Source organism: Acinetobacter sp. 479375 (assembly GCF_000581715.1).
GTDB classification, from domain to species: Bacteria; Pseudomonadota; Gammaproteobacteria; order Pseudomonadales; family Moraxellaceae; genus Acinetobacter; species Acinetobacter ursingii.
In genome coordinates this window covers 77,364-89,033 of sequence record NZ_JEZN01000011.1, presented here as the reverse complement: position 1 = coordinate 89,033, position 11,670 = coordinate 77,364, and the positions used below count along the sequence as shown (strand labels likewise).

13 protein-coding genes and 1 pseudogene are annotated in these 11,670 nt (G+C 37.0%); 8 read left to right on the top strand and 6 right to left on the bottom strand.

Annotated elements, in window-relative coordinates:
- Nucleotides 1-278 (top strand): annotated as a pseudogene (locus J500_RS10745) (IS5/IS1182 family transposase); the annotation flags it as partial.
- A gap of 22 nt (nucleotides 279-300) precedes the next feature.
- Here J500_RS10745 and J500_RS10740 read toward each other — a convergent pair.
- The 3 genes from J500_RS10740 to J500_RS10730 all read right to left on the bottom strand — a co-directional run bounded on the left by J500_RS10740 (nucleotide 301) and on the right by J500_RS10730 (nucleotide 2,714).
- Nucleotides 301-1,275 carry a hypothetical protein gene (locus J500_RS10740; protein WP_228130678.1) on the bottom strand — a complete coding sequence of 325 codons (975 nt, stop codon included), beginning with the start codon at nucleotides 1,273-1,275 and terminating at the stop codon, nucleotides 301-303.
- Between the two features lie 120 nt (nucleotides 1,276-1,395).
- Nucleotides 1,396-1,914 (bottom strand): hypothetical protein, encoded by a 519-nt coding sequence (locus J500_RS10735; protein WP_004994915.1) that lies wholly within the window; start codon nucleotides 1,912-1,914, stop codon nucleotides 1,396-1,398.
- Between the two features lie 80 nt (nucleotides 1,915-1,994).
- Nucleotides 1,995-2,714 (bottom strand): hypothetical protein, encoded by a 720-nt coding sequence (locus tag J500_RS10730; RefSeq protein ID WP_227613794.1) that lies wholly within the window; start codon nucleotides 2,712-2,714, stop codon nucleotides 1,995-1,997.
- A gap of 292 nt (nucleotides 2,715-3,006) precedes the next feature.
- On the opposite strand from J500_RS10730, the gene J500_RS10725 reads away from it, so the two are divergent.
- Nucleotides 3,007-3,585 carry a DJ-1/PfpI family protein gene (locus J500_RS10725; protein ID WP_004994917.1) on the top strand — a complete coding sequence of 193 codons (579 nt, stop codon included), beginning with the start codon at nucleotides 3,007-3,009 and terminating at the stop codon, nucleotides 3,583-3,585.
- 95 nt (nucleotides 3,586-3,680) lie between these two features.
- Here the strand turns inward: J500_RS10725 and J500_RS10720 are convergent, their stop codons facing one another.
- A complete protein-coding gene (locus J500_RS10720; RefSeq protein ID WP_004994918.1) occupies nucleotides 3,681-4,685 on the bottom strand; it encodes a hypothetical protein in 1,005 nt (334 codons plus the stop codon).
- A gap of 347 nt (nucleotides 4,686-5,032) precedes the next feature.
- Nucleotides 5,033-5,932, bottom strand: a complete 900-nt coding sequence (locus J500_RS10715) for a LysR family transcriptional regulator (RefSeq protein WP_004994919.1) — start codon at nucleotides 5,930-5,932, stop codon at nucleotides 5,033-5,035.
- A gap of 103 nt (nucleotides 5,933-6,035) precedes the next feature.
- On the opposite strand from J500_RS10715, the gene J500_RS10710 reads away from it, so the two are divergent.
- Nucleotides 6,036-6,605, top strand: a complete 570-nt coding sequence (locus J500_RS10710; protein ID WP_034699555.1) for a chromate transporter — start codon at nucleotides 6,036-6,038, stop codon at nucleotides 6,603-6,605.
- Between the two features lie 2 nt (nucleotides 6,606-6,607).
- The gene (locus J500_RS10705) at nucleotides 6,608-7,123 is read left to right on the top strand and encodes a chromate transporter (protein ID WP_171063795.1); all 516 of its coding nucleotides are present in this window, start codon (nucleotides 6,608-6,610) and stop codon (nucleotides 7,121-7,123) included.
- 44 nt (nucleotides 7,124-7,167) lie between these two features.
- Here the strand turns inward: J500_RS10705 and sbmA are convergent, their stop codons facing one another.
- The gene (gene sbmA, locus J500_RS10700) at nucleotides 7,168-8,364 is read right to left on the bottom strand and encodes a peptide antibiotic transporter SbmA (protein WP_004992524.1); all 1,197 of its coding nucleotides are present in this window, start codon (nucleotides 8,362-8,364) and stop codon (nucleotides 7,168-7,170) included.
- A gap of 530 nt (nucleotides 8,365-8,894) precedes the next feature.
- Here sbmA and J500_RS10695 point away from each other — a divergent pair.
- From J500_RS10695 to J500_RS10680, 4 genes are all read left to right on the top strand, one after another.
- Nucleotides 8,895-9,089, top strand: a complete 195-nt coding sequence (locus tag J500_RS10695; protein WP_004992522.1) for a hypothetical protein — start codon at nucleotides 8,895-8,897, stop codon at nucleotides 9,087-9,089.
- Nucleotides 9,090-9,725: 636 nt separating this feature from the next.
- Nucleotides 9,726-10,448 carry a YgfZ/GcvT domain-containing protein gene (locus J500_RS10690; protein ID WP_004992521.1) on the top strand — a complete coding sequence of 241 codons (723 nt, stop codon included), beginning with the start codon at nucleotides 9,726-9,728 and terminating at the stop codon, nucleotides 10,446-10,448.
- 6 nt (nucleotides 10,449-10,454) lie between these two features.
- Nucleotides 10,455-10,766 (top strand): low molecular weight protein tyrosine phosphatase family protein, encoded by a 312-nt coding sequence (locus J500_RS10685; protein WP_004992517.1) that lies wholly within the window; start codon nucleotides 10,455-10,457, stop codon nucleotides 10,764-10,766.
- 75 nt (nucleotides 10,767-10,841) lie between these two features.
- The gene (locus J500_RS10680) at nucleotides 10,842-11,549 is read left to right on the top strand and encodes a DsbC family protein (protein WP_004992516.1); all 708 of its coding nucleotides are present in this window, start codon (nucleotides 10,842-10,844) and stop codon (nucleotides 11,547-11,549) included.
- Nucleotides 11,550-11,670 lie beyond the last annotated feature (121 nt).

Here is an 11,670-nt window from a genome sequence, read left to right as displayed (position 1 = left end):
CTCGTTCCAATGCTGCTTTATGGGCAGAAAATGAAATTGGTAAAGCAAGAAATCATGCAGTACAAGGCTGTTGGGACAAGGGTCAAAAGCAGTGGAAACGAGATATTGGTTATCATCGACGATCCCGAATAGAGGCTAAAATGTTTGCCTTGAAACGACTTGGACAAGGTGTATCTAGTCGATGCTTTAATCGTCAGGTGGTTGACTTGCAAATAAGAGTCGATATTTTGAATAAATTTACTCAACTTGGTACAGCTAAAACGGTGGCTGTTGCATAAATATCTGAAGATTAGAACAACTCTACCTTTCGTCTATTTGTGCAACAAAGCCTCTTTTTATTGTACTAATCAATTGCTCTAAATTATTTTGTTGGGAATTAAACTTAGGATCATCAATGAAAAATTTTAACTGTTGATGTAGATTCTTCTCTGTGCATTTTAAAAAATAGTATTCCAACACATGATAAAAGCTTAAAAAAGAATGATTAACTGTTTCTGCAACCATAGCATTTTTATAAAATTTTAATAAAATTTCGTCGTAACTAACAGATGGAATCTTAAAACTAATTTCGATATCTTCATCTTTTAAAAACCTAACAGGATTACTAAAATCCCAGGATTTTAGATAATAATTAAAACAATCTTCCTCATTGTTTTCTAAAATATAAAACGCTTTTTCTAGGTTTCTTAAATTTATTTCAAGTTGTTTCGTAAGGTTTGGCCACTTATCCTCTGTAAAAACCTTTGCTGTTGGCAACCTTTTAATAAAAAGGTCACTAAAATTTAGAGCAGTTATATAAGTGGTTTTTTTACCACGACTCTCATAATCTTTTACTCTTTCTAAATAGCGCTCAACGCGTTGAATAATTCTATTTTTAACATAACCAACATACTCTTGACTATTAAAAAAAGAAATTACCATTTCAACACTCATTTTACTAATTTCAATTTTAAAACCATCACCATTTAGAGCGTATTTATGTTTTGTAATGAAAGGACTGTCTCTATGTTTAGCTGACTTTAATTTTAAAACTTTAAACTCCATCAACCTATTCTTTTCAGAGGAAAAATAGCCATTATAAATAGCAGTTTTATCCTTTTTTAATTTATTATTTACAGTTAAAAAAACATCATCCTCTTCACTTAAATGAACTGGAATCATTTGACCATTATAGAGTAAATATAGTTTACCATCTTCACTTTCAAACTTTATCCCTTCCTCAACGAGATCAGCCAAGCCAAATCGTTCATTCAAAAAATCTAAAAAATTATCCATACTCCCCTCTAAATTCATAGTTAAAATTAAAAAATAGCATTTTTCACTTAATTTTTACATCTGATCTACTATTAGAATAATATTTAACAATCCACCTTAGGGAGTTTTCAAAAAAGTTATTTACTGCCCTCTTAACACACCCAACTTACCCAATACATCTGGCGTCAAAAACGTCATCGCAATCTTATTTAAATCAATATAACGAAGCGTTCCTTGTAACTGCTGATTCACCGCAGGGTCTTTAATAATGCTTTCCCCTGCATCACGCCCTAACTGCTGAAAACTCTGTCCAACCGCTTGTAATCCTTCAGTCTGAATCACCGCTTTGGTCTGTGCCGAACATTGTTCAACAATGATTCGCTGTAAAACTTGAGCAAGTTTCTGATCAAGTTGATCTTTTTGTGTAGGTGTAATATTACTAAACGCTTTTAAATCTGGATGTACCGATAATGCTGCATAGGTCCATTGCAATACGGTAGTCTTATCTGTAGCAGTCGTCGATTTGACCAGACAATCACTCAATTGATCGACAGCGGGGCCAGCACTCGCGATTTGAGTTCCACCCAAACTACTTAACAGAACAAGTGAAGTTCCAAGAATAGAATATTTACGGCGAATCACAGCATATAGGCGAGACATTCATCTAACTCCAATCAACAATTCCCTATTTCTATCATAGTTAGATTCCTTGCATCTGTAACTTGGCTGTAAATAAGTGCTTATTCTTGCCCTGCATAATTCCAATTTTCTGGAATATTTGGCTGTTGCGGAGCCTGTTTTAAATCAATATTTAGACTACGACTGCCTTTATAAGATTTTTCACCCGAATCAGACACAGGAGATACATCTAGATGGTAATGATAGCGGAACTGCCACAGCATCGGTTTAAGTGGGCGAATATCCAGACTTAAACCATCTTCATCATGACATCGATCTTTCGCCTGTTCATAGTCCTGCTCTGAAAAACAGGCTCGAACCATACGATTAAAACTAAAGGGATAATCTGTTATAAAGCGTTGTGTTTTTCCCTGCTCAAACAATTCATAAAAACTAGCGCGCTCAATGCTCGCACCTCCACCTGAATACATCTCTGAAAAGGGTGCAATCACCGCAACGGCATAACGCGTTGGTGTCATTGGAAAAAGTTTAGGGAAAATAAAGGCTTGATTGTCAGCATTTGTATCTTCTACAGCAAGCGGAAGTTGCCATTGACCACCAAGCTTCAAACCTGATGGAGATATTTGAAAGACGGCAATACGATCATTTTTAAGCAACCACAACTTGTGATCGGGTGCTTTAAGACTGCGTAATTGTTCCGTCTGATCACAAAGTAGTTTTAGTTGTGTACAAATTTGCGTTTGTTCAATTGTATTTAACTGATTTTTCTTAAACTCAAGAATATTGAATGGAGCTGCTGAGGCTGTAATCGTGATAGCCATTAGCAATATTGCCCAAATACATTGTCTGGAAGTTTTATTATTATGATTCATATTTTATACACTCTTTTGGTTCACATTTTCTTGACTCATAATTTAAGTAAAGTTCGATCATCTTATGTTCATGACTTTATTTAGCAACTTTAGCAATGCAAAATAACTTAATAACATTCGACTAAAGAGACAAGAGGAATAACTTAAAGCATCAAGGCGGTTATGCTATGGTTGATACACGCTTGAGATCAATTTTTATGCTTTTTTCTTGGCAATAAACACAACAAAAGAGGATTAACGCATGTCCAAACAAATTTTAATGCTCGTCGGCGATTATGCTGAAGATTATGAAACGATGGTCCCTTTTCAATTTCTGACCGGCTTAGGATATATCGTACATGCAGTTTGTCCTGAAAAGAAGGCGGGTGATCATATTGCAACCGCAATTCATGATTTTGAGGGTGATCAAACCTATAGTGAGAAACGTGGACATAATTTTGCCATTAATTATGATTTTAATGCCGTTAATACACAAGATTATGTTGGGCTTGTGATCCCCGGTGGACGCGCGCCAGAATATTTACGCATGAATGAACGTGTGGTCGCCATTGTCCGTGAATTTGACAGCGCACAAAAACCAATCGCCGCAGTTTGTCATGGGGCTCAGTTATTGGCCGCAGCAGATGTAATTCGTGGTCGTTTATGTTCGGCTTATCCTGCATGTGCAGCCGAAGTAAAATTGGCGGGTGGTCAGTATGCAGATATTGCAGTCACAGAAGCCATCACCGATGGACATTTCGTCACCGCCCCTGCTTGGCCTGCACATCCTGCATGGCTTTCTCAGTTTGTCAAAGTACTTGGAGCTCAAATTACGCTGTAGAACGGCGATGAGTATTATTTAATATGGCTTTTCGTTTGAGTTTGACATATGGCAAATACAACAAGCTCAAACGAAATATATTAATTCTCTGAAAACTATTGAATCTGTTTCAGCATATTTTGGGCACCTGCATGATTTTGATTAGTCGCTAGATTTTGTAAAATCCCCACTGCCCGAGCTTTAGGATTGCTAAAACGGCTCTTATAAGCTGATACATGGGTTAGGCATTTTGCAACCAATACGCCAGATTCAGCATATACATTGCTTCCATTGGTATTATACAACTTGCCATAGCTATAGGCTTTTTCAGCATTATTGCAGGCAACAATCTGGTTTTGTCCCTTGCTCAAATCTTTACGTGCGGCGACATAGTATTTTAATTGTTGTGATTGAGGTGTTTCCGTCACTTTTTCTGGCGTCTTGATCGGAACGATGGGGACAGGCTTCGTCTCTTTTTTTACATCTGATTCTTTTTTAAGATCAGCTTCTTTTTTTGCTTCAATCTCTTTGTCGACCTGATGTTTCATATTTTTGGTCGAAGACGGATTACTTACTCCTTTTTTAGGTGAGATAGCAGAAACAGGATTGGCTTTACTATAAAAAGTTTTAGTTTCTTCAAGCGTCATTATTCGAGTTTGTAAACTCACGACACTGGTTGCATTTTGATCTAGATTTTTACGTTGTGCAGTCGGTTCAATCGAAACAATCCAGCTTTTTTCAGTCCCATAATCACATTGATAGGCTCCTATTCCCTGCTTCACATTTGGATGAGATGCCAATATTTTTTTAGTTGAATGATCTTTAATTAAAATCAAATTGCTATGACGCAATACAGAAAATTTCCCACCATTGGCATGACAATATTGACTTAAATATTTCCGTGGATAGAGTGATTCTGGTTCAATATTGGGTTGTTGTTGTCCCCAGTCATAGATATATTCACGTGAAATGCCTGTTGCACCATTCAATTGTTTTTGGTCGATCAAATCCTGAGGAGATGCAAAAAGCTGCATTGAATCAGCATGATTTTTAGGTGTAGATGCACATCCATGCAACAACAATACATTCAACCCAATCCATAGCCATAATTTAGATTTCACGTTACTTTTTCTCAGTCCTTTTTTTATCGCTAAAATATAGCAAAAAATATAATAAAATAAATCTAATGATTTGATTTTTATTAAAATATAAGTGAAACCAAATTTGATAATGTATTCAAAAATACGACTAAAATGCCAACCTTTTTCCGCTTCATCTCATAAACAATGAAATATGTATCACTCATATCTATGAGGTTTTTATAGAAATATTTGATCGTATAAGTTTTTCGCTTTAATGCGACTTGTAATGATCGATTTTTGAATCCTACATAACAGATGAGTTACTTAAGCCCTGTCATAAGCTCTATCATATTACTGGCTAATTTCATCCTTTAACTTAAACCTTATTACTTACCATACGAAGCTTGAAGTAAGGATAAAATATGCTGAACCCGAATATTCATCTGGTCTGCACGGTAGATGGCATAGATCGGCGCAATACATGGTTTTTTGGCTTCCAGTACTTTATAAATAATCTGCTTATTCCAGAAATCTTGAATCGATGCAGGCACAATTGATAAACCAATCCCTGCCGCAATCAAGTTTAAACTAGAAGTCAAACGAGGCGCTTCCTGTACCACGTGAGGACTAAATCCAGCTTGATAACAACTTGCCATAATATTATCAAATAAATCCTGCCCGCCTAAACGCCGATAAAGAACAAACTCGTAAGGTTCCAAGTCAGATAGCTGAATCACGCCATCAGTTTGAGCTAAACAATGATTATTGGGTAAAGCCACCATTAAGGGCTCGTTCAACACATGTTGACTATGCAATTTTCGCTGCATTGGCGCAGGTTTACGTAAAAATACGATATCCAGTTTTTCATTAATGACCGCATCAATTAAGGCACTGCTACTTTCTTCTTCCAGATAAATAGAGACTTGAGGGAATTGATCACGAAATGCTCTTAATACCGTCGGCAAAAAGGGATGCAATCCAACAGAATGAGTAAACCCCACATTCAGTTGTCCTTCTTTACCCTGAGCAATATTTTGAACGCGTCTGGGGATCGACTGTGCATGAGCTAAAATGGTAATCGCCTCTTGATAAAGCACTTTACCTGCTTCTGTCGCCTCCACCCCACGTGGCAACCGTTTTAAGAGCTGGGTATCGAGTTCCTGTTCCAAACTTTGCATCAATCTGGTCAAAGGAGGCTGCTGCATATGCAGCCTAACCGCAGCTTTAGATATATTACTTTCTTCAACCACAGCAACAAAAGCATTCAGTTTATGTATATCAATCATAGCAATACTTTTTGAGTATGTTTTATGCCAAAAATAGCATTGGTAAATATATCATAATCGGCTCATGCTATGCCTATCAGCTTAGACGATAAAAGGTGACGCAGTGAAGATTCAAGCCATGCCAATAGCGAGTGAACAATCGATAACTCCAGATTGCAAGGCTTTATTTAGCGGATTTATGAAGTTGGGTTTGATGGGTTTTGGCGGCGTGTTACCGCTGGCACATCGTATGATTGTGGAACAACAAAAATGGCTAGATGAAAGCCAATTTACCAACTTACTGGGCATTTGCCAGTTATTACCCGGTGGCAATATCATTAATATGTCAGTGGCAATTGGCATGCAGTTTCAAGGCATTAAAGGCGCCATCAGTTCTGTATTAGGACTGATTTTTGCTCCAACTGTAATCGTCTTAATGATCTATCAGGTATATGAACATTTTCAATACTTAACGGTAGTAAGACATCTTATTCAAGGATTAGCCGCTGCGGCAGCAGGACTTTTGTTCGCCACAGGCTTCAAAATGCTTCGTCCTATATTAAAAAGCAAGCTCACCCTTCTGACGATTACGCTGACATTTATCTTTATGCTGTTATTTAAGCTACCACTGGCTTTGACCCTACTTATTCTACTCACCATTAACTTTTTGATTCTGGGAGTAAAAAAATCATGATCTTGGTACTCATGACTCTAGCCTTAGTATTTACTCAACTGTCGGTTTTGGCCTTTGGAGGTGGCAATGCCATTCTTCCCGAAATGCAGCACCAGGTGGTAAATATTCATCACTGGATGAGCGCTGAACAGTTTAGCTCATTGTTTGCAATGGCACAGGCTGCACCGGGGCCAAATATGATGATTGTTCCTCTGATTGGCTGGCATGTCGCAGGGCCTGCTGGATTGTTGGTAACTTCTATCGCTAAATTTGGTCCATCATCGATAATTACCGTCTATGCACTCAAATTTTGGCAACGTTTTAAAGATCATCCTTTTAGAAGCCGCTTTGAGCAAGCGTTAAAGCCAATTACCGTAGGTTTGGTACTTGTCAGCGCATGGATGATTGCCCATGCATCTGCCCAAAATACGATACTGGTCATGATTGTTATCTTAACTACACTTTTGGGTTTATTTAAAAGAATCCATCCTCTTTGGGTCATGTTGCTTGGTGCAGGTTTGGGTATTGTGCTGCTATAAATCAGAACAGACATAAAAAAACCCGCTTCTGCGGGTTTAAGTTTTTATTTATCCAAAATTGATTCAAAGGCTTTTAAACGCTTATGAATGGAGAGTAATTCAATGATGGTTTTCCAAGAATTAATCAAATATTGAAATGAATCACGGACTTTACCAAATACTCCGCCTATTTGATTAATCAGACCTAAAGTCAGTTTTCCTGCGGCAATCGACGGAAATAAAACCACCAGATTGTAAAGAATATCCAGTTGTCCATACCATGTAGCAGTTAAATTAAAATAAGCATAATGAAAATAAAGTCGAAAATAGTTTTTGCGTACCCGACTAAATAATTCTTTTAAAGTCGCAGGTTGTGCACGATCCGCATGATCTTCCCCATAGACCAATTCTTTACGATATGCTGCTTCAACTTTTTGATTATTAAATTGTAAGCCAGGTAATTTAATCCCCACCACCATCAATAAGATAGTTCCAAATAATGACCATACAATCGCAGCCCAAACCAATGAATGATTGAGCTCACCCACGATCGGAACAACCGGAACATATTTTGAAAGTTGAAAAAGTAGTGGAAGAAACGCGATTAAAGTCATCATCGCTTTGATCAGCTCTACCCCCAAATCTTCCATGATAGTAGCAAAACGCATGGTATCTTCCTGCACACGCTGTGATGCCCCTTCCACATGCCTTAATTTGTCCCAATTTGCCGTATAATAATCATTCATTGCCGTCCGCCAGCGAAAAACATAATGGCTGGTAAAAAAGGCATTAATCACCGCAAGCGTTACTCCAACCATGGCAATATAAAGAAAAACCATCGTTTCTTTATATAAATCCATTATGTTTCCACCGCCATTGGTCAGCATGCTTTGAATCAAATCCCAAAAAGGCACATACCAAGCATTTACCGCAACACTGACCTGTACCCCAAACCAGATATTGAATAAAATAAAAGCGGAACCCCAAACTGACCATCGTTGCCACGGATTATCTGAAACTTTCTTCCAAAACAAAGCAAATATGGCTGTCGCCACAAAAAACCAAAGATAAAACCATAAAAAAGCAGGCGACCAAAAACGGCTTACACCGACAGGAAGTTCAGCATCGGCATATCCTTTTGGAAAACCCAAAAATTCGCCCCACTCTTTGCCGCCTGAATACCAAAGCACAATATTAATAATAAACCAGAAGATGAGTGATAAAAAAAACCACTTGGGTTTTGGAAAAAATGACTTGAACATGAAGTTGCGATATTCCTTTTTCTGCGCACTATCGTTGGGATAGAAATTAAGATGTAAATCTTAAATTCCGCCTAAATAACTGTCTGTTCTTTGTTATTTATGTACAGCTCTATATAGCGCTTTTTGTATGGACGATACAAGTCCCATACATTGATAGTTGCTTTCATTTTTTATACTTCAGCCAAGCTCAGCTTTCTTAAATGCCGATATCCGTTTTTGTTTTTTTAAAGTTACTTTAATAGATGATTTAAATTGACTTAAAGATATAAAGAAATAGGTAATTTCAAGAGATTCATTGCGTGAAAGCGAACGTATTAACTATGTCATTTTCACCAGTGAGCAAAATAAACATATCTGATCCAAGTTTATTAAAATCAACCCGACAACATCATATCTATTTAAAAAATATAGATATAAATTTTAAATAGAATTTTTGATAGGCGTTTTGTTTGTCAGATATGTCTCATAAATGGACTAAGTTTGATATACAATATATAAAATATATGCACTTCAAACGGGAGTAAATTTTTATGGATCTAAAAGCTATCGAACTTATCGAAACGATTACTTTACATAAAGAAAATTTTACACCTAAAGTTTTCGAAAAAGGAACCGTGCTTAAAGTCATGATGCCAACACCAACCTCTTTATTGGTTTCTGATGATGAAGGCTTTTCGTTTACGATTGCTTTAGATCAGGAAGGCAAAACTTGGCACCCATTATAATGGTGTTCTTTATATCGTTTTGATGTTTGGTGCTGTATTGACTGATCTAAGATCACGGAGATGTAATTTTTGGGTTAAAGGGAAAACACGGATGGTTTACTTCAACACTCATGACTTTGTAAGTCATAACCTTTGCCTATAAACTTTTGGTCTATAGCGTCCTAAGCCGAATCGAGACCTTTTGGGTGAGTACACACTTACGTGATACATTTCGGTGCATGCTACTCTTTTCGATCCCCTGTGGAACTTTTGTTCCTAACCTTGCTAAATAGTCTAGAGAGAATCCGGAGAGATTGTTTTCCGAATTTCTAGCTTTATTAAACGTAATTGAAAATTTATCGCAAATTAATTAGTTTTCTTAGAAAAAATTCTCTTTATATTTCCACTTTCAGATTTTTAACATCTCCTTTCTCCTCAATAGCGAAATTTTTTAATTTTACATCTGGCTCTTTATACTATTAATCATTTATTAGGTTTTATCTAAGGTGGAATAATCGTTTGAGCAAACTTATGCAGGGTATCAACTTTGCCTTGATCAAATGCTTCAGGCTTAATGTAATAAAGCTGATTTTTTTTAAGAAATGGCGCAAAATAGACCCCACTTTTGGGAATAAATGATGGGTTGAAGATTCGCTTATGAGCAATTTAGCTTTCGCTTCATTTTCACTACATGGTGTTGATGCACAAAAATTTTTGCAGGGTCAAGTTACGATTAATGTCGAAGCTTTATCTGAAAATACGACCCGTTATACTGCAATTTGTGATTTAAAAGGTCGCATCCATTTTGGCTTATGGTTAAACAAACAGTCTTCCGAAAGCTTTCAAATTGTCACCACGCAGGATCAGAGCGAGGAATTTGCCAAACATATTCGTAAATACGGCGCTTTTTCTAAAATGAAACTAGAGGATACGGGTCCTGTATTTCCATCACTGGTTGAGAAAAGCAGTGAATTTTCAAGTACAGAATCAGATATTACCGCTTGGCAATTACATGCCATCGAAGCCGGTCAGGCATGGATTGCTCAAAGCACTGAGCATGAGTTTCAGCCGCAGGAATTACGCTTACATCAACGTGAAGGCGTTCATTACGATAAAGGGTGCTATCTAGGTCAGGAAATTATCGCGCGATTGTGGTTTAAAGCTAAACCAAAACATTGGTTACATTTGGTACTTGGCAATGGTGAAGTGCCTGCACCCGCAACAAAATTAAGTAACGACGTTGAAGTGGTCAATAGTATTGCGGTTGAAGGTGGTTATAAAGCCTTGGTCGTAGCCAAACCTGCTGCGCTTGAAGAATTGAGCTTAACCATTTTGGATTTACCCGAATATTTAAGTGGTGATGTGGCAAGACCGCAATAACTTGCGATGAATGCTCTATTTATTTGTAGTAGAAATCAATGGCGTAGCCCAACAGCAGAACGTGTATTTTCAAAACACATGAATACGCGTTCTGCTGGAACGAGTAAGCAAGCCAAACGGGTGGTTTCAGCACGAGATATCGTATGGGCAGATCATATTTTTGTGATGGAATATCACCATAAACAAAGATTGGTTGAACAATTCAATAAGAATCTGAGAAATAAAAAAATTACCGTCTTAGAAATCCCAGATGAATATCATTTTATGCATCCAGACTTGGTTGAATTGTTAAGCCAAGCCATGCAGCCTTATTTATAACTAAACACATTTCTTCACTATTGTTTTTCATCATTTTTTGGCATGATCAAATGGCTTTTTATTGTGGAATGCAACATGAAATTTTTATTCAGCGCATTGACGCTAAGCTTATTTAGTATCTCCCTCAGCCATGCCAATATTGCCACTGTGCAACAAAATTTAAAGAAGAATTTTCCAGATATTCCAGTGCAATCGGTACAAACCACGCCTTTAAAAGACATTTATGAAGTCTATATGGGCGGGCAAATTGTCTATACCGATGATGATGCCAATTACTTTTTTATTGGCAATCTCATTGACAATAAAAACCAAAAGAACTTAACCGAAGATAGTTTACAAAAACTTGAAAAAATTGATGTTTCCACACTACCTCTCGATCAAGCCATTAAACATGTCAAAGGCAATGGTCAACGTGTTCTATACCTCTTTAGCGACCCTGATTGTCCTTATTGCCAACGTTTAGAAAAGCAAATGGCATCGGTCGATAATGTCACGATTTATTTGTTTTTATATCCACTCAAAGGTTTACATCCGAATGCAGAAAATATGGCCACGCAAATCTGGTGTGCCAAAGACCAATATGCTGCTTGGGAAGATTATCTCTTAAATAAAAAACAGCCGACAAAATCTGCAAGTTGCCAAACACCAATTCAGAAAAATCTGGAACTCGGTAAACGCTTAAAAATTAGCGGAACTCCCACCATGTTCCTCAAAAATGGCAACAGAATTACAGGTGCGGTGGAGGCCGATGAATTAAATCAGCTTTTAGATAAAACCAAATAAATTTTAGGGAAGTTTAAAATCTTTGATCTTCCCAAATTTAATCTATGATTAAGCAATCGACTGTAAAAAATGACACATTCATTCTCAATTTTTATATTTACATTCCACGCAAAACTTTTAT